Origin of the sequence: Streptomyces auratus (assembly GCF_050433025.1) — a bacterium.
GTDB lineage: Bacteria > Actinomycetota > Actinomycetes > Streptomycetales > Streptomycetaceae > Streptomyces > Streptomyces sioyaensis.
This window is the reverse complement of the sequence record NZ_JBNGCB010000001.1, coordinates 1221244-1237496: the sequence shown is the minus strand read 5'-3', so window position 1 is coordinate 1237496 and position 16253 is coordinate 1221244. Positions and strand designations below refer to the sequence as shown.

The window sequence follows — 16253 nt, the reverse complement described above, 5'->3', positions numbered from 1 at the left end:
GTTTGAGGCGATTGGACCGGGTAGATGACAACTCGGCCGTGGGTGCAGCAAGAGGCGGTTGAGGAAGAATTGAGCCTCCCGCGCATGCCTCACGCGGCTGGGACCAGCTGCACGGAGGCTGGGCAATCGCCGCTCAAGGGGATTCGGCCATCGGCAGTGTCTGTGGGGCGATTCAGGGCTGGAACTGTGTGTGCCGGGCGTCCGGTTGCGCTGGACACATGGCGAGTGACGACAAGTGACATGAATGTCGCCCGTTGTATCGCCGCATGCTTCGGCGGCAAGCTGAAACGGTGCGGTCAAGAGGGCGGCGACATGGTTGAGGTCACTACCACCGCCGCTTCTGTAGACGTGGTCGTAGATCGGTTGGCCGCGATTGAAACTCGAATGAGAATTTACGGCTCGGATAGTGTCGCTCTCGCCACTTCAACAGAAGGAGAAGGTTGGTTCCCGCTAGTGAGAGAAGGGGCGGCATTGTCACGGCACACCCTTTTGGCTCGGGTGGGGCAAGGGCTGCGACCAAGTATCTTGCTCGGGTTTCGGTTGACCGAACTCCCGGACGTGGGACAGTTTCAATTGGTGTCGGCAGCATGGTCCCTTGTCGAGGGCTTGCATTTCCTGATCGAGCAGCTTCGCGCAGAGGGGCGCCCTGTTCGCGCGCGATTGACCTTGGAGAGTGCAAAGACTTCCGGCAAGGGCAGCCACTTCAGCTACCCCGTGGTGCGGTTCCTGGGGCCTGGTTAGCATTGAATGTGCTGTGGGGGGCTTTCAAGGGCCGAGGAGGTGTAACACGGGTACGCCGTGATAGGCGACGCCGCTCGTCGACAAGGGGAGCCCGGGGACACGCTGTGTGGTGATCGCTGCGGGCGAGCACCGGCTTATCAGCCCTCTTCCTGAGGTTGAGAGGGCGTTCCTCATCGGTGAGATCGGACTTGCCTCCGCCTGTACACAGACGGCGAGTAGGTGCTGGTGCGGGATCTGCGTACATCTTCCGAGGCAGGCAGAGGTACGCATTCCGTGTCGGCGTCGGATGAAACGGAATCTCGATAGCGACCGATTCAGCCGACGCCGACACGGAATCCGTACCTCGGTGGAATTTCGAGGAGCTGCGCGGCACACAGATGCTGTCCCTGGCGCGTCAGCTTCACGGTCCTTGCCGAGGAAGTGAGCTCGTGATTGAGCAGCTCTGCGTGGAGAGTAACTCTGTTCGCGTACGATTGGCTGTGGGGGTGCGCAGTATCCCCGGCAAGGGCGGCGACTTCGAAGAGGCTATGGAAAGTGGCCCCCCGGTCCCGTTAGGCTGTGCTTTCGTCAGGGTCGGTATCGGAGTGGATGGTCCGCTGGGATTTCCACGATTACAACTTTGTGACCGTCCGGGTCGGCGACCCACATCTCGATGAGGCCCCACGGCTCCTGCACGGGCGGCCGCAGCACCTCGACGCCATGGGCCCGCAGTTCTTCGTGTGCGGCGGCCACGTCCGCCACCTGGAGCCACAACTGGAGGGTGTCCGTGGCCGGATCCGCGGCGCGGCCGGAGACCTCCAGGAAGCCACCGCCCAGGAAGTAGACCGTGCCGCGTTCGGGCCCCGTGCCGAATTCCCGGTAGATCTCCAGCCCCAGCGCCTCGCCGTAGAACGCCCGCGACCGCTCGGGGTCGGACGGCCGCAACAGCACCCTGCTGCTCAGTACGTGCACCATGCCCCAGGACCCTACGGCCTGCGGTGGGGCGCGGCCCGCTCCCATCGCCGTAAGACCATGGCGAAAGGCCCTGACACGGCAGGCATACCGCTTGTTAGCCTCCATGCAGTCATTCGTGCCGCCCTGAGAGGACTCCGCGCACCATGCCCACCAGCGAGCTGACCTTCCGTACCGCCCTCGACGCCGATGTCCCCGGGCTCGTCGAGCTGATCGAGTCGGCGTACCGCGGCGACGCGAGCCGGGCCGGCTGGACGACGGAGGCGGACCTGCTGGCGGGGCAGCGCACCGACCCGGACGGCGTGCGTGCCGTGGTGCGCAAAGCGGACGGCCGGCTGCTGATCGCCGAGCGGGACGGCGAACTGATCGCCTGCTGCCAGCTCGAACACCGCGGGGACCACGCGTACTTCGGGATGTTCGCGGTGCGCCCGGAGCTCCAGGGCGGCGGCCTCGGCAAGGTGATCATCGCGGAGGCCGAGCGGACCGCCCGGGAGACCTGGGGTGCCCGCGAGATGCGGATGACGGTCATCCGGCAGCGCGACGAGCTGATCGCCTGGTACGAGCGCCGCGGCTACCGGCGCACCGGGCAGCTCACCCCGTTCCCGTACGGCGATGAGCGGTTCGGCATCCCGCAGCGCCCCGACCTGGAGTTCGAGCTGCTGATCAAGTCGCTCGACTAGGGCACGCCGGGCCCGGCGGCGCGTGCGGCCGGACGGTCCCGGCCGGCGCTCACAACCGTCCCGCCTGGATGATCCGCCGCAGGAACTGCCGGGTGCGGTCGTGCTGCGGGTCCCCGAAGACCTGCTCGGGCGTGCCGCGTTCCACCACCACCCCGCCGTCCAGGAAGCACACCTGGTCGGCGACCTCCCGCGCAAAGCCCATCTCATGGGTGGCGATGACCATCGTCATCCCCTCCTCCTTCAGATCGCGGACGACGCCGAGCACCTCGCCGACCAGCTCCGGGTCGAGCGCCGCGGTGATCTCGTCCAGCAGGAGCAGCCGGGGCCGCCCGGCCAGTGCGCGGACGATCGCCACCCGCTGCTGCTGGCCGCCGCTGAGCCGGTCCGGGTACTCGCCGGCCCGCCCGCCGAGCCCGAGTCGCTCCAGCAGCTCGCGCGCCCGCGCCTCGGCCTCCGCACGCGGCACCCCGTGGACCCGGCGGGGCGCCAGCGTGATGTTGTCCAGCACGGTCATGTGCGGGAAGAGGTTGTAGGCCTGGAAGACGACGCCGATCCGGCGGCGCACGGAGTCCGCGTCGATCCTCGGATCGGTGATCTCCGCGCCGTCCAGGAAGATCGCGCCGTCGTCGATCTCCTCCAGCAGGTTCGCGCAGCGCAGCAGCGTGGACTTGCCCGACCCCGAGGCGCCGATCAGCGTGGTCACGGTGTGCGCGGGGACCGCAAGATCCACATCCCGCAGCACGACCGTGCCCCGCCCGTACGTCTTGCGCACGGACTCCAGCCGCAGCACCGGGCCGTGACCGGGCGCCTCTTGCCCGACGGCCCCGTCGGCCGGCCGCGGGGTGTCGTCGGTCGTGCTCATACCAGGCCTCCCTGGGCGCGCTTGCGGTCCATGCGGGCCGTGATCCAGTCCGTGCCGCGCGTCATCGGGATCGTCAGCGCGACGAAGACGAGACCGGCCACGACGTACGGCGTGAAGTTGAAGTCCTTGCCGGCGATGATCTGCGCCGCGTAGACCGCGTCCACCGCGCCCGCGATGGAGACCAGCCCGGTGTCCTTCTGCAGCGAGACCAGATCGTTCAGCAGCGGCGGCACCACCCGCCGTACCGCCTGTGGCAGCACCACGAAGCGCAGGGTCTGCCCGCTGCTCAGCCCCAGCGACCGGGCCGCGGCCCGCTGCGAGGGGTGCACCGATTCGATGCCGGCCCGGAAGACCTCGGCCACATACGCCGAGTACGTCAGCACCAGCGCGGTGCCGCCGAGCGCCACCGGGTCGGTGGTCACGCCCTGGAGCCGCAGCGCCGGCACCCCGAAGACCACCATCAGCAGACAGATGATCAGCGGCAGTCCGCGGAAGAAGTCGGTGTAGGCGGTGGCCAGGGCGCGCAGCGGGAAGAACACCGGGCCGCGCAGCGTCCGGGCCACCGCCAGCAGCAGCCCGAGCACCAGCACCGCCGCCCCGCACACCACCAGCAGCCGCAGATTCAGCAGCAGCCCGTCAAGGACCTCCGGCAGCGCCTTGCGCGCATACGCGGCGCTGAAGAAGGTCTCCCGGGTGCGCGGCCAGCCGGGGGAGCGGGTGATCACGAGGAACAGGACGACGGCGGTGACCAGGGTGCTCAGCGCGGCGACGGCGATCGCACGCCGGGCCCTGGCCCGCTTGAAGCGCTCCCGCTCGACCCGCCGCTGCGAGGGCACATACGCGCCGGCTGCCCCGGCCTCCCCGGAGGAAGCCTTCACCACACCTTTCGAGGACGTCATGTGAGCACCGGGACGGACACCGCGTCGGTCAGCCACTTCTTCTCCAGCGCGGCGAGGGTGCCGTTCTTGCGCAGGGCGTCCACCGCGGCCGTCACACAGCCGGTGAGCCGGCTCTCCTTGTCCAGGACCAGGCCGAACTGCTCCTCGGCGGCGCCGGTGGCCGCGAACTGCCCGACCACCTCGGCGTCCTTCACCTCGGCGGAGGTGATGTAGAAGGCCGTCGGCAGATCGGTGAGGATCGCTTCGACCTGACCGTTCTTCAGCGCGGACTTGGCGAGGTCGTTCTTCTGGAAGACGGCCGCGGGCTGCGTCGGCCGGACGGTGTCATGGACGACGTCCAGGCTGGTACTGCCCACCTGCGCGCCGAGTTTGAGCTTACGGAGATCGGCGATGCTCCTGGCGTGCGCGGCCTTGGAGCCCTTCAGTGCGATGACCGCCTGCCGTACGTCGTAGTAGCCGGAGGAGAAGGCGACGGCCCGTTTGCGTGCGGCGCTGATGGAAACCTGGTTGATGTCGAAGTCGAACTTCTTCTCGCCGGGCGCGAAGGCGTTGTTGAACGGCACGGTCTGCCAGTGCACCGCGCCCTTGCCATAGCCCAGTTGCCGGGCGACGGCGTAGGCGACCGCCGATTCGAAGCCCTTGCCGCTCGCCGGGTCGTCGTCGTGGAACCACGGTGCATAGGCGGGCTTGTCGGTGCCGATCGTGAGCGTGCCGCGGGCGACGGTGGGCAGTTTGCCGCGGTCACAGCTCTGCGTGCCCGGCCCGGCGGCCCGTGGGCCACCGGGGGACTCGTCCTGTGGGGCACAGCCGACGGCCGCCGCGAGCAGCACGACGGTGGTGCAAGTGGCAAGGCGGAGCGGGCGGTTGGCGAGGCGCATGGCGGGAGAGTGGCAGTGCGCAAGGCCATCTGTCGAGATCACCGGGGGAAACGTCCGCATGCTGGAAGCTCGTTGCACCGCTGTGAACTGCGGATTTCGCAGCTCACAGACGACGGGCACCGGGTCGCGCGACGGGGCGGAGGCCCGGCTCGTACTAGCCGGCCCGTACCACCCGGCGCAGCCCGTCCCGTTCCTCGCCGGGGGCTTGGCCGCCTCACGCCGTGAAGCGCACCGCCCGCCGGATCTCCGGCAGATCGGTCACCACACCGTCCAGGCCCAGCCCGCGCGCGAGCCGGAGCTGGTCGTGGGTGTTGACCGTCCAGCCCAGGACCTTCAGATGGGCGGCGTGGGCGCGCTCGACCAGCTCCAGGGTGAGCCGCCGGATGTTCAGGGACACCATCGTCGCCCCGACGGCCTGGGCACGGTCGACGACATCGGCGCCGTAACGGCTGGCGACCAGCGCGGTGCGGACGCCGGGCAGCAGGGTGCGGATGGCGGCCAGCGCCTCGTCGTGGAAGGAGATCACGTCGACCCGGCCGGTCAGATCGCGCGCCCGCATCACCTCGGCCAGTGCCTGCGCGGCGGCCACATCCTTGATCTCGGCCTGCAACGGTGCCTTGACCGCCTCCACGACCTCCTCGAAGACGGGGATCCGCTCGCCCTGCCCGGCATCAAGTTCGCGCAGCTCGGCGAGGGTGCGCTCGGAGATCGGGCCGGCGCCGTCGGTGGTCCGGTCGACATCCGCGTCGTGCATCACCACCAGCGAGCCGTCCTTGCTCAGATGCAGATCAAGTTCGATGACATCGAGGCCTTCGTGCTCGGCGCGGATGAAGGACCGCAGGGTGTTCTCCGGCTCGACGCCCATCATCCCGCGGTGTCCGATGGTGAGAAAGGACAAGGCTGCCTCGCTTCTGTCGGCTCGGTGCTGCTGTCGGCTCTGGAGCATGTCGACCGTCGACCGTCGGCCACGGCGTACGAAACGGCGCACAGCCTAACGGGAGGGGCCGGGGAAAAAAGGGGTGCCGAACGGACCGCGGTGTGTCCAGTACGGGTACCCGCCAGATCCGGCCGCAGACCGCTTCACCCTCATGTGGGCGATTCCCCGGTGCGCTGACGGCATCCCGGAGCCGGGGCGCGGCGTCGGAGGCGTCCGGAGAGGAGATCCCTCAGGCGGCGGCAGCACGCTGCGACCCCTTGTCCGAGCGGGTGTGGCATATGCCACACGGTGCCGGGGAGGGGATTGCGCGGCCTGTCCGGCGCGGTGCACCCAGGGCTCCTCCGGACCCCGCCCAGGGCCCGCTCAAGGCTCTCTCACGGGGTTGTCGGCTCCTGGAGGAAGCGCGGAGAGTGCGCCCACGCCTGAGAGGAAGTGGCGTCCAAGCCGTCACGCACAGGAAAAATCGGCGTGTGTACGGGGTGTCAACGAGATAATTTTCAGCTAGCCCACTTGAGTGGACGATCCTTGGCTGGTTACCGTGTCCTGACAACACGATCTACCGCCGGAGGGCAGTCATGACGGAAATTCTTTCGCCTGTGGGTGTCCAGGGGGGCACCACGACCGCAGGGAGTGTGGTCGGACACCCGGCGTGGCCCGTGCTCAAGAGCGCGGTCGAGACCATCCGCCCCTGGCAGTCCAAGGACGGTTCGGTCGACCTGGAGGCGGAGGGCGCACCGAGCGCAGACGCCGTCCGTACGGAGGTCGACCGCGTGATAGCGGCCCTCGGGGAGCTCGCCCCGCTGCTGCCGCACAACGCCGCCTACCACCAGGCGCTCGCCGCCGACCTGCGCCGCTGGGCCGACGGCGGCTTCGGTGTGCCGGACTTCCTCGACTCGCTGCTCGCCTTCCAGCCCGCCCAGCAGCGTGCCGACGGCCTCCAGCACCTCGTGCTGTTCCCCATGTACACCCAGAACGGCAACCCGGACCGCAACTTCGAGGCCGTCGTCCTGCGCATGGTCTGGCCGGACTGGCTCGCCGAGCTGGAGCGCACCCGCTACGACAACGCGCTCTTCTGCGGCATCGCCTTCGAGGACTTCACGGCCGGCTACGACACCAACTCCGCGGTGCTCTTCCCGGAGACCATCGCCGTGCGCGAGGCCCCCGAGCGCTTCAGCTGGGGCGGCATCTTCTGCGACCGCGAGGCCGCCCGCTTCCGCCGGGTCAGCCAGGCCGCCGTCGAGACCCTGGGCCTGGAACTCCCCAAGGACATCGGCGAGATGCTCGCCGACCAGGAGCGCTGTCAGGAGGCATTCGTCCTGTGGGACATGGTGCACGACCGCACCCACAGCCACGGTGACCTGCCGTTCGACCCCTTCATGATCAAGCAGCGCCAGCCGTTCTGGATGTACGGCCTGGAGGAGCTGCGCTGTGACCTCACCGCCTTCAAGGAGGCCGTGAAGCTGGAGGCCGAGGGGTATGCGCAGGCCCGCGACGTACAGTTCGCGGTGATCTTCGACCGGATGTTCCGCTTCCCGGTCACCGGCGACCGGGTCCGTAACTACGACGGCCTGGGCGGACAGCTGCTCTTCGCGTACCTCCACAAGCACGACGTCGTACGCTGGACGGACAACACACTGCACATCGACTGGGAGCGGGCGCCCAAGGTCACCAACGAGCTGTGCGGCGAGATCGAAAAGCTCTACCGCGACGGCATCGACCGGCCCAAGCTGGTCCACTGGTTCGCCGCGTACGACCTCGTCTCGACCTACCTCGCACCGCACCCGGGGTCGGTCTGGGCCAAGGGGCCCGACGCCCTCGACCTGGACCAGCCGCCGCGCAAACTCGTGGACGACGTGCTCCCCGACGAGTTCCCGCTGAGTATGTTCTACGAGGCGCTCGCCAAGAAGCTGCGTGCTGTGATCGCATCCACCAAGGGCATCACGGCCCACAGCGATGAATTGGCGGCGGCATGAAGACCGACCGGAACACCCGGCCGAAGGCCGTCCAGGAGCAGGACGAGGAGGCGACGGAGATGGTGACGTCGACGGGTGGCCAGGGGCCGCTGGAGGGTGCGGTCATCGCAGTCGCGGGCGCGGCCGGACCGGCCGGCCGGGCGACCCTGCTGCGACTGGCCGAGGCGGGCGCGGTGGTGGTCGGCTCGGACTCCAACCCCGAGCGGCTGGCGGAGGCCGTGGACGCGGCCCGGTACGCCCACGGGGGCGCCACGGTCATAGGGGAGACGGTGGATCTCCTCGACGTGGACCAGGCCCGGGAGTGGGCGGCCCGTACGGAGAAGGAATTCGGCCGGGTCGACGGCCTGGTGCATCTGGTCGGCGGCTGGCGCGGCTCGTCGACCTTCGCGGAGACCGACCTCACGGACTGGGAAGCGCTCCACAAGCTGCTGATCCGCACCGTGCAGCACACCTCCCTCGCGTTCTACGAGGCCCTTGAACGCAGCGGCAACGGCCGCTTCCTCCTCACCAGCGCGGCCGGCGCCAGCAAGCCCACCGGGGGCAACGCCGCCTATGCCGCCGCCAAGGCCGCCGCCGAGGCCTGGACGCTCGCCATGGCGGACGGCTTCCGTAAGGCGGGGGGTGAGCAGGGGCCGCGCGCCGCGGCTGCCATCCTGATCGTGAAGGCGCTCGTCAACGACCAGATGCGCGCCGAGCGACCGAACGCCAAGTTCGCGGGCTTCACGGATGTCACGGAGCTGGCCGAGGCCATCGCCGGGGTCTGGAGCCGGCCCGCCCAGGAAGTGAATGGACAGCGTCTGTGGCTGACCCCCGAGCCGTGACCGGAGCGAAGACCGACGCCCGGCTGCACCACGACCCCGAGATACGCGGCTTCGCCAGCGACAACTACGCAGGCGCGCATCCGGAGGTACTCGCCGCGCTCACTCTCGCCAACGGTGGCCACCAGGTCGCCTACGGCGAGGACGACTACACCGAGCACCTCCAGCGGATCGTCCGCAGCCATTTCGGGCAGCGCGCCGAGGCGTTCCCGGTGTTCAACGGCACCGGCGCCAATGTCGTCGCGCTGCAGGCCGTGACCGACCGCTGGGGTGCGGTGATAGCGGCCGACACCGCGCACATCCATGTCGACGAGTGCGGTGCGCCCGAGCGGGTCGGCGGGCTGAAGCTGCTCACCGTACCGACCGAGGACGGCAAGCTCACCCCCGAGCTGATCGACCGCGAGGCGTACGGCTGGGACGACGAGCACCGCGCCATGCCGCAGGTCGTCTCGATCACCCAGAGCACGGAGCTGGGCACGGTCTACACGCCCGAGGAGATCCGGGCGATCTGCGAACACGCCCATGAGCGCGGCATGGTGGTGCATCTCGACGGCGCGCGGATCGCCAATGCCGCGGCGACGCTCGACGTCCCGATGCGGGCCTTCACCAACGCCGTGGGGGTCGACATCCTCTCCTACGGCGGCACCAAGAACGGCGCGGTCTTCGGCGAGGCCGTGGTCGTGCTCAACCCCGACCGGGTGCGCGCGATGAAGCATCTGCGCAAGCTGTCCATGCAGCTGGCCTCCAAGATGCGCTTCGTCTCCGTCCAGTTGGAGGCGCTGCTCGCCAAGGACCTGTGGCTGCGCAACGCCCGGCACGCCAACACCATGGCGCAGCGGCTGGCGGCCGGGGTGCGGGAGATCGACGGGGTGGAGATCTGCTACCCCGTGCAGGCGAACGCGGTCTTCGCCCGACTGCCGCACGATGTCAGCGAGCGGCTGCAGAAGCGCTACCGCTTCTACTTCTGGGACGAGCAGACCGGCCAGGTGCGCTGGATGTGCGCGTTCGACACCACCGAGGCGGACGTCGACGGCTTCCTGGCCGCGCTCCGCGAGGAGATCAGCCGCTGACCCGGCCCTGCCATTCCGTATAGCTATGCGCCCGACCGAAAAGTCATTGACTCTCGGTCGGGCGCATCGCTACGCTCCCCGCGCATGGAGCTGATCCAGAACACCCCGGATATATCCGCCTACTTGGCCGCATGCGAAGCCATCGATCACGGGCATCCGCTCGTCCGGTCCACCGCCGCGACGCTCGCCGCCGACGCCCCGGATGCATACACATACGCCAAGGCCGCCTTCACCTTCGTCCGCGACGCCATCCCGCACAGCGCGGACACCGGTGATCCGCGCGTCACCTGGCGCGCCTCGGACGTCCTCGCGCAGCGCACCGGCATCTGCTGCGCCAAGGCGCACGCCCTCGCGGCCCTGCTGCGCGTCCGGGGCATCCCGGCCGCGCTGTGCTACCAGAAGTTCGATGTCGTCCACGGTCTGGTGGCCCTCCGGCTGCCCGGTGCGCATCGCTGGGCCCGGCAGGATCCACGGGGCAACAAGCCCGGCATCGACGCGCAGTTCCGCCTCGACCGCGAGCAGCTCGCCTTCCCCGTACGGGCCGAGTGCAACGAACTGGACTACCCGGTGCTATTTGCTGAACCGCATCCGGTCGTGCTCCAATGCCTCCGCGAGGCCGTCGACCGGCCTCACCTCTGGCAGACGCTCCCCACCGATCTCTGAGGAACGCCCCCATGCCCGACTCTTCGCCCGTCCCCGTTTCCGGCATGACCTGCGCCCTGCACGTCTCCGACGAGGTGCGTGCCCTGGCGCCCGGCTTCGGCTACCTCGCCGTCGAAGCCCACGACCTGACCAACGGGCCCAGCGACGAGGCCGGCTCGGCGCTCCTGGACGAAGCCACCCGACGGCTGGCCGAGCGCCTCGACGGGCGCGCCCCGCAGGACGACCCGCACCTCGCCGCCTGGCGCGCCGCGTACACCGCCTTCGGGAGCAAGCCGTCGCGCACCCGCAACTCCGCCGAGGCGCTGGCCAGGCGGGCGCTCGCGGACGGCGGCCTGCCGCGCATCAACCGGCTCGTCGACCTCTACAACGCCATCAGCGTCGCCCATCTCATCCCCGTGGGCGGCGAGGACCTGGACCGCATCCGAGGCGGGATGCGGCTGGTCAGGGCCACCGGGGACGAGCCGTTCGCGACCGCCGCCGGCGGCGCCGAGGTCATCGAGCACCCCGAGGCGGGCGAGGTGGTCTGGTGCGACGAGGAGGGCGTCACCTGCCGCCGCTGGAACTGGCGTCAGGGCGTGCGCACCCGCCTCACCGAGGATTCGGTCAGTGCGCTGTTCCTGCTGGAGCGGATGGCTCCGATGCCGCTCGATGCGCTGACGGCCGCCGGCGCCGAGCTGGCCGAGGCGCTGCACAAGGCCTGCCCGGACGCCCGTATCGAGATCGGCGAGATCTGGTCGCAGTGACCCGACGGCCGGCCGGTCCGATCCGGTTCGATGCCTAGGCGATGCTCCCGGGCGCGGCGGGTGCGGTGCCGCCGAGGTGGGCCGGAATCCACCAGGTGTCGTCGGGACCCTTGGGGCGTACGGGATAGGCGCGCTGGGCCGCCTCCAGGAGGTCCTGCACCCGGGCCCGCAGCCGGTCGGTGATCTTCTCGGCCGACTCGGCCGGGTCGGCCTCCATCGGCTCGCCCACCCGGATCGTTATCGGCAGGTGGTTGCGGCCCAGATCGCGCTTGTGGCCCTTGGTCCACAGTCGCTGGGTGCCCCACAGCGCCACCGGCAGCAGCGGCACCCCGGCCTCCTGGGCCAGCCGCGCCGCACCCGACTTGAAGGTCTTGAGGGTGAAGGACTCGGAGATCGTCGCCTCGGGGAAGACGCCGATGATCTCCCCCGAACGCAGCGCCGACAGGGCGTGCTTGTAGGCGTCCATCCCCTGCGCCCGATCCACGGGGATGTGCTTCATCGCGCGCATCAGCGGCCCCGACACCTTGTGCCGGAAGACCGACTCCTTCGCCATGAAACGCACCAGCCGCTTAGCCGGCCGCGCCGTCAGCCCGGCGAAGACGAAGTCCAGATAGCCGATGTGATTGCTCACCAGAACCGCCCCGCCGCGGCGCGGAATATGGTCCGTCCCGGCGATGTCGAATTTCAGATCGAGCGCCTTGAAGAGAGTGCGGGCGGCGCCGATCACCGGCGGATAGACGAGCTCTGCCATTGTCCGGAGGACCCCTTTTTCCACGCCTGGGGAGGGTTCTCCCGGCGGAAACCTACGCAGCCGTAACTGCGGCTTTCGGGAGATCGTGCCCGATGTCGGCCGTGGCGGCCAGCGCGGCAGCCACCACGGCCGGGAGATTCTTGTCACGTGTAAGGGCGGCCGGACCGCCTGTCCCCAGTGGCCCACGGCGCCGATCGCACCGCGGGGAGTAACCCGACGAGGCAGGGGAGAGGCGCCACGTGGGCACGGACCGCCCGGGAATCTTTACGGTCCCGTGGACGCTGCACCCCTGGACGACCGGACAGGTGGTGCGGTCACGGCGCCCATGGCGGTGAGCGCCTCGGGCCGAAGACACCACTACAGCAAGGAGAGGACGACGGTGCAGGAGCGGGACGACCGGGGCGGGGCAGCGCGGCTGAGCGCTGCGGAGATCGGCGCGGCGCTGGGGGAGCGGGCCACCCTGCTGCAGTTCTCCAGCGCCTTCTGCCAGCCCTGCCGGGCCACCCGGCGCACCCTGGCCGAGGTCGCCGGCATGGTCGACGGGGTGGCCCATGTCGAGATCGACGCGGAGGACCATCTCGCGCTCGTACGGGAGCTTGCGGTGCAGCGCACCCCGACGGTGCTGGTGCTCGACGCGGAGGGCGCGATCGTGCGCCGGGCCGCCGGGCAGCCCCGCAAGGCCGATGTCATCGCGGCGCTGGGTGCGGCCGTCCGTGATTGATCTCCCAGATGGCGGGCGCCCCTTGACGCTGTGGGTCACGCATCGTCACTCTGACGTGATGTGGCCAGGATTCCTTCTCTACGGACGCGCCCACGTCGACCTGCTGCGGACTGCCGGCGCCCGCTGTCCGGGCGCGTGAGCAGCGACGACCTCACAGCCGCCGACCGCGGCCCGGCGCCGGCGGCGCTGCCCGGGCCCGCACACCACAGCTGAAGGACAACTCCATGACGGCCTCGCCCGGCCTCGGAACGCCCCGTACCGCCTCTCCCGAGCTGCTGCGCTCGGTCTTCCGGCAGCATGCCGCCGGTGTCGCGGTGATCACCGCGCACGGCTCGCGCCCCGTCGGCTTCACCGCCACCTCGCTCACCTCCGTGGCTGCCGACCCGCCGCTGGTCTCGTTCGGTATCGGCACCGGCTCCTCCAGTTGGCCGACCGTCGCGGAGGCCGAGCACATCGGCGTCCACATACTCGGCGAGCACCAGCAGGAGCTGGCCGCCACGTTCGCGCGCAGCGGTGCCGACCGTTTCGGTCCCGCCACCTCCTGGCGCACGGGTCCCGAGGGGGTGCCCCTCCTGGACGGCGTCCTGGCCTGGCTGGTGTGCAAGGTCGTGGCGCGGGTGCCGGCCGGTGACCATCACCTCGTGCTCGCTCGGCCCGTGGTCGGCGACCCCGCGGGGCCCGGCCGTCCGCTGCTCTACCACCAGGGCCGCTTCAACGCGCTGCGGGACTGACGGGTTCCCGCTCCGCCTCTTCGTCGCCCGGTCGGGTCCGTTGGCAAGGTCACATTTCGACAGCCTTGATTCGGGGCACAAGACTGGATGTACTGGCGAGTAATATGACGGTCGGCGTGGGGAACCGCTTCCGCCCGGGAGCCGCCCCCAGAGGCGCCTATGCTGCCAGCACCAGGCAGTTCGGAAGAGACGAAGCAGGTAGGAGAGTCGGCGTGAGCTTGAGGATCGTTGTCTGTGTGAAGTACGTGCCCGACGCCACCGGCGACCGGCACTTCGCCGAGGATCTGACCGTCGACCGTGACGATGTGGACGGTCTGCTCTCGGAGCTCGACGAGTACGCCGTCGAGCAGGCCCTGCAGATCAAGGAAGCGGCCGACGACGCGGAGATCACGGTCCTCACCGTGGGTCCCGAGGACGCCAACGACGCGCTGCGCAAGGCGCTGTCGATGGGCGCCGACAAGGCCGTCCACGTCGAGGACGACGACCTGCACGGCACCGACGCGCTCGGCACCTCGCTCGTGCTCGCGAAGGCCATCGAGAAGACCGGTTACGACCTCGTCGTCTGCGGTATGGCCTCGACCGACGGCACGATGGGTGTGCTGCCCGCGCTGCTCGCCGAGCGGCTGAACGTCCCTCAGGTCACCCAGCTCTCCGAGGTTTCCGTCGCCGACGGCAAGGTCACCGGCCGCCGGGACGGCGACACCGCCAGCGAGCAGCTGGAGGCCGCGCTGCCGGCTGTCGTGTCCGTCACCGACCAGTCGGGCGAGGCGCGTTACCCGTCCTTCAAGGGCATCATGGCCGCCAAGAAGAAGCCGGTGGAGTCCCTGGACCTGGAGGACCTGGAGATCGAGGCGGACGAGGTCGGCCTCGAGGGTGCCTGGACCAAGGTCGACGACGCCACCGAGCGTCCGGCCCGTACGGCGGGCACGATCGTCAAGGACGAGGGCGAGGGCGGCAAGCAGCTCGCCGAGTTCCTCGCGGGCCAGAAGTTCATCTGAGCCGCAGCCCTTACCACCGCCCTCATTCTTCCCGCAGGAGAGCAATCCCATGGCTGAAGTCCTTGTCTACGTCGACCACGTGGACGGTGCCGTCCGCAAGCCCACCCTCGAACTGCTCACCCTCGCCCGCCGTATCGGCGAGCCGGTAGCCGTCCACCTCGGCCCCAACGCCGAGGAGGCCGCGAAGGTCCTCGCCGAGCACGGCGCCGTCAAGGTGCTGGCCGCCGACGAGCCCGAGTTCGCCGAGTACCTCGTCGCCCCCAAGGTCGATGCGCTGCAGGCCGCTTACGACGCGGTCTCGCCGGCCGCCGTGCTGCTGCCGTCCTCCGCGGAGGGCAAGGAGATCGGTGCCCGCCTCGCGGTCCGCATCGGCTCCGGCATCATCACCGACGCCGTCGACCTGGAGGCCGGCGCCGAGGGCCCGGTGGCCACGCAGTCCGTCTTCGCGGCCTCGTACTCCACCAAGTCCCGTGTCTCCAAGGGCACTCCGGTCATCACGGTCAAGCCCAACTCCGCCGCTCCGGAGGCCGCGCCGGCCGCCGGTACGGTCGAGCAGCTCGCGGTGACCATCGCCGACTCCTCGAAGGGCACCAAGATCGTCTCGCGCACGCCGCGTGAGTCGACCGGCCGCCCGGAGCTGACCGAGGCCGCGATCGTGGTCTCCGGTGGCCGTGGCGTCAACGGCGCGGAGAACTTCCCGGTCATCGAGGCGCTCGCCGACTCGCTCGGTGCGGCCGTCGGCGCCTCGCGCGCCGCGGTGGACGCCGGCTGGTACCCGCACACCAACCAGGTCGGCCAGACCGGTAAGTCGGTCTCGCCGCAGCTGTACATCGCGGCCGGCATCTCCGGCGCGATCCAGCACCGCGCCGGTATGCAGACCTCGAAGACCATCGTCGCGATCAACAAGGACGCCGAGGCGCCGATCTTCGACCTGGTCGACTACGGCGTGGTCGGCGACCTCTTCGAGGTCGTCCCGGCCCTCACCGACGAGGTCAAGACCCGCAAGGGCTGAGCCCGCCGGGCGCGCCGGAGCCCGCTTCGGCGCGCGCACGAGGCCCCGTACGCATGGCGCGTACGGGGCCTCGTGCGTCTGCGACGGAAAGGCGGCGGCAAGGGCCGCTGGGGGATGCCCTAGCTGCCGGTCACGCCGTCGATCTGCTCGCGGAGGATATCCGCATGGCCGTTGTGCCGTGCGTACTCCTCGATCATGTGGACGTAGATCCAGCGCAGGCTCAGCGGGCGGCCCCGGGAGCTGAGGAAGGTCTCGTCCAGTTCGCTGTCCGACACGGCCTCGTCGCAGGCCTCGATCTCGGTGCGGAAGGCCGCGAAATGAGCCTCGGCGGCGGCCGGGTCGAGATCGTTGAAGTCGGCGTCGGGATGGTCCTCTGTGAAGTAGTGATCGCCGATCCGCTCGCCGAGGAAGCGCTTGCGGAACCAGGTCCGTTCGACTTCCGTCATGTGGCGCACCAGGCCCAGCAGGGTGAGGTTGGACGGCGCGCAGCCGGCCTGGGTGAGCTGGTCGGCGGTGAGTCCGGTGCATTTCGCGAGCAGGGTGTCGCGATGGAAGTCGAGCCAGCCCTGAAGCATCTCCCGTTCACCGGCCACGGTGGGGAGTTCTTTGCGCTCGATAGTGGGTGCGATCCAAGTCATGCGGGGAGTCTGACGAGACCGGCGCCGTGGCGCCACGGGGTTTCCGGTCGACGGCCGCACGCCCCTGACCTGCGCCGCTCCGGGCGGGGGGTGTTGACCTTGCCGAACGACCCGGATAACTTCGCTATACGGATTGTTGATTCCGTTAGACGGAATGTGCTCGATGGTCGGGCCGAGCAACGGGAGG

18 protein-coding genes are annotated in these 16253 nt (G+C 69.7%); 11 read left to right on the top strand and 7 right to left on the bottom strand.

Annotated features, from left to right (window positions below; translation table 11 throughout):
* Positions 1 to 24: 24 nt before the first annotated feature.
* Complete coding sequence (locus tag BKA18_RS05170; protein WP_366045133.1) at positions 25 to 741, top strand: recombination directionality factor; 717 nt, start codon at positions 25 to 27, stop codon at positions 739 to 741.
* Positions 742 to 1308: 567 nt separating this feature from the next.
* On the opposite strand, the gene BKA18_RS05165 is transcribed toward BKA18_RS05170, so the two are convergent.
* The gene (locus BKA18_RS05165) at positions 1309 to 1695 is read right to left on the bottom strand and encodes a VOC family protein (RefSeq protein WP_366045132.1); all 387 of its coding nucleotides are present in this window, start codon (positions 1693 to 1695) and stop codon (positions 1309 to 1311) included.
* A gap of 143 nt (positions 1696 to 1838) precedes the next feature.
* Between BKA18_RS05165 and BKA18_RS05160 the strand changes: the two genes are divergently transcribed.
* Complete coding sequence (locus tag BKA18_RS05160) at positions 1839 to 2372, top strand: GNAT family N-acetyltransferase (RefSeq protein WP_366045131.1); 534 nt, start codon at positions 1839 to 1841, stop codon at positions 2370 to 2372.
* Positions 2373 to 2421: 49 nt separating this feature from the next.
* Here BKA18_RS05160 and BKA18_RS05155 read toward each other — a convergent pair whose 3' ends face one another.
* The 4 genes from BKA18_RS05155 to BKA18_RS05140 form a co-directional block, all read right to left on the bottom strand.
* Positions 2422 to 3234, bottom strand: a complete 813-nt coding sequence (locus BKA18_RS05155) for an amino acid ABC transporter ATP-binding protein (protein WP_006607357.1) — start codon at positions 3232 to 3234, stop codon at positions 2422 to 2424.
* Positions 3231 to 4133 carry an amino acid ABC transporter permease gene (locus tag BKA18_RS05150; protein WP_366045130.1) on the bottom strand — a complete coding sequence of 301 codons (903 nt, stop codon included), beginning with the start codon at positions 4131 to 4133 and terminating at the stop codon, positions 3231 to 3233. The genes BKA18_RS05155 and BKA18_RS05150 overlap by 4 nt, the downstream gene beginning before the upstream one ends.
* Positions 4130 to 5011: an ABC transporter substrate-binding protein gene (locus BKA18_RS05145; RefSeq protein WP_366045129.1), complete on the bottom strand. Its 882-nt coding sequence runs from the start codon at positions 5009 to 5011 to the stop codon at positions 4130 to 4132. The genes BKA18_RS05150 and BKA18_RS05145 overlap by 4 nt, the downstream gene beginning before the upstream one ends.
* Positions 5012 to 5225: 214 nt before the next feature.
* Positions 5226 to 5909, bottom strand: coding sequence for a glycerophosphodiester phosphodiesterase (locus BKA18_RS05140; RefSeq protein WP_366045128.1), 684 nt, complete (start codon positions 5907 to 5909; stop codon positions 5226 to 5228).
* A gap of 614 nt (positions 5910 to 6523) precedes the next feature.
* Here BKA18_RS05140 and BKA18_RS05135 point away from each other — a divergent pair.
* The 5 genes from BKA18_RS05135 (at position 6524) to BKA18_RS05115 (ending at position 11215) form a co-directional block, all read left to right on the top strand.
* Complete coding sequence (locus BKA18_RS05135; protein ID WP_366045127.1) at positions 6524 to 7921, top strand: DUF6421 family protein; 1398 nt, start codon at positions 6524 to 6526, stop codon at positions 7919 to 7921.
* Complete coding sequence (locus BKA18_RS05130) at positions 7918 to 8742, top strand: SDR family NAD(P)-dependent oxidoreductase (RefSeq protein WP_429638166.1); 825 nt, start codon at positions 7918 to 7920, stop codon at positions 8740 to 8742. The genes BKA18_RS05135 and BKA18_RS05130 overlap by 4 nt, the downstream gene beginning before the upstream one ends.
* Positions 8721 to 9809 (top strand): threonine aldolase family protein, encoded by a 1089-nt coding sequence (locus BKA18_RS05125; protein WP_366045126.1) that lies wholly within the window; start codon positions 8721 to 8723, stop codon positions 9807 to 9809. The genes BKA18_RS05130 and BKA18_RS05125 overlap by 22 nt, the downstream gene beginning before the upstream one ends.
* Positions 9810 to 9893: 84 nt before the next feature.
* Positions 9894 to 10472, top strand: a complete 579-nt coding sequence (locus BKA18_RS05120) for a transglutaminase domain-containing protein (RefSeq protein WP_366045125.1) — start codon at positions 9894 to 9896, stop codon at positions 10470 to 10472.
* A 44-nt stretch (positions 10473 to 10516) separates the two neighbouring features.
* The gene (locus BKA18_RS05115) at positions 10517 to 11215 is read left to right on the top strand and encodes a B3/B4 domain-containing protein (RefSeq protein WP_366045384.1); all 699 of its coding nucleotides are present in this window, start codon (positions 10517 to 10519) and stop codon (positions 11213 to 11215) included.
* A gap of 34 nt (positions 11216 to 11249) precedes the next feature.
* Here BKA18_RS05115 and BKA18_RS05110 read toward each other — a convergent pair whose 3' ends face one another.
* Positions 11250 to 11966 (bottom strand): lysophospholipid acyltransferase family protein, encoded by a 717-nt coding sequence (locus BKA18_RS05110; RefSeq protein WP_006607348.1) that lies wholly within the window; start codon positions 11964 to 11966, stop codon positions 11250 to 11252.
* A gap of 325 nt (positions 11967 to 12291) precedes the next feature.
* On the opposite strand from BKA18_RS05110, the gene BKA18_RS05105 reads away from it, so the two are divergent.
* The 4 genes from BKA18_RS05105 (at position 12292) to BKA18_RS05090 (ending at position 15428) form a co-directional block, all read left to right on the top strand.
* Entirely contained in the window at positions 12292 to 12687 is a 396-nt protein-coding gene (locus BKA18_RS05105; protein ID WP_429638380.1) for a TlpA family protein disulfide reductase, read from the top strand.
* A gap of 224 nt (positions 12688 to 12911) precedes the next feature.
* Complete coding sequence (locus BKA18_RS05100) at positions 12912 to 13418, top strand: flavin reductase family protein (protein ID WP_366045124.1); 507 nt, start codon at positions 12912 to 12914, stop codon at positions 13416 to 13418.
* Between the two features lie 212 nt (positions 13419 to 13630).
* The gene (locus tag BKA18_RS05095; protein WP_006607345.1) at positions 13631 to 14416 is read left to right on the top strand and encodes an electron transfer flavoprotein subunit beta/FixA family protein; all 786 of its coding nucleotides are present in this window, start codon (positions 13631 to 13633) and stop codon (positions 14414 to 14416) included.
* A gap of 49 nt (positions 14417 to 14465) precedes the next feature.
* Positions 14466 to 15428: an electron transfer flavoprotein subunit alpha/FixB family protein gene (locus BKA18_RS05090; RefSeq protein WP_366045123.1), complete on the top strand. Its 963-nt coding sequence runs from the start codon at positions 14466 to 14468 to the stop codon at positions 15426 to 15428.
* Between the two features lie 119 nt (positions 15429 to 15547).
* Here the strand turns inward: BKA18_RS05090 and BKA18_RS05085 are convergent, their stop codons facing one another.
* On the bottom strand, positions 15548 to 16066 hold the full coding sequence (locus tag BKA18_RS05085) for a DinB family protein (protein ID WP_366045122.1): 519 nt from the start codon (positions 16064 to 16066) through the stop codon (positions 15548 to 15550).
* Between the last annotated feature and the right edge of the window lie 187 nt (positions 16067 to 16253).

Excerpts from the sequence above, each read along its gene's own strand:
- BKA18_RS05130 (WP_429638166.1), top strand. The coding sequence starts at position 7,918 with ATGAAGACCGACCGGAACACCCGGCCGAAGGCCGTCCAGGAGCAGGAC.
- BKA18_RS05115 (WP_366045384.1), top strand. The coding sequence starts at position 10,517 with ATGACCTGCGCCCTGCACGTCTCCGACGAGGTGCGTGCCCTGGCGCCC.
- BKA18_RS05145 (WP_366045129.1), bottom strand. The coding sequence starts at position 5,011 with ATGCGCCTCGCCAACCGCCCGCTCCGCCTTGCCACTTGCACCACCGTC.
- BKA18_RS05100 (WP_366045124.1), top strand. The coding sequence starts at position 12,912 with ATGACGGCCTCGCCCGGCCTCGGAACGCCCCGTACCGCCTCTCCCGAG.
- BKA18_RS05160 (WP_366045131.1), top strand. The coding sequence starts at position 1,839 with ATGCCCACCAGCGAGCTGACCTTCCGTACCGCCCTCGACGCCGATGTC.
- BKA18_RS05085 (WP_366045122.1), bottom strand. The coding sequence starts at position 16,066 with ATGACTTGGATCGCACCCACTATCGAGCGCAAAGAACTCCCCACCGTG.
- BKA18_RS05105 (WP_429638380.1), top strand. The coding sequence starts at position 12,292 with ATGGCGGTGAGCGCCTCGGGCCGAAGACACCACTACAGCAAGGAGAGG.
- BKA18_RS05170 (WP_366045133.1), top strand. The coding sequence starts at position 25 with ATGACAACTCGGCCGTGGGTGCAGCAAGAGGCGGTTGAGGAAGAATTG.
- BKA18_RS05165 (WP_366045132.1), bottom strand. The coding sequence starts at position 1,695 with ATGGTGCACGTACTGAGCAGCAGGGTGCTGTTGCGGCCGTCCGACCCC.
- BKA18_RS05150 (WP_366045130.1), bottom strand. The coding sequence starts at position 4,133 with ATGACGTCCTCGAAAGGTGTGGTGAAGGCTTCCTCCGGGGAGGCCGGG.
- BKA18_RS05155 (WP_006607357.1), bottom strand. The coding sequence starts at position 3,234 with ATGAGCACGACCGACGACACCCCGCGGCCGGCCGACGGGGCCGTCGGG.
- BKA18_RS05120 (WP_366045125.1), top strand. The coding sequence starts at position 9,894 with ATGGAGCTGATCCAGAACACCCCGGATATATCCGCCTACTTGGCCGCA.
- BKA18_RS05110 (WP_006607348.1), bottom strand. The coding sequence starts at position 11,966 with ATGGCAGAGCTCGTCTATCCGCCGGTGATCGGCGCCGCCCGCACTCTC.
- BKA18_RS05135 (WP_366045127.1), top strand. The coding sequence starts at position 6,524 with ATGACGGAAATTCTTTCGCCTGTGGGTGTCCAGGGGGGCACCACGACC.
- BKA18_RS05090 (WP_366045123.1), top strand. The coding sequence starts at position 14,466 with ATGGCTGAAGTCCTTGTCTACGTCGACCACGTGGACGGTGCCGTCCGC.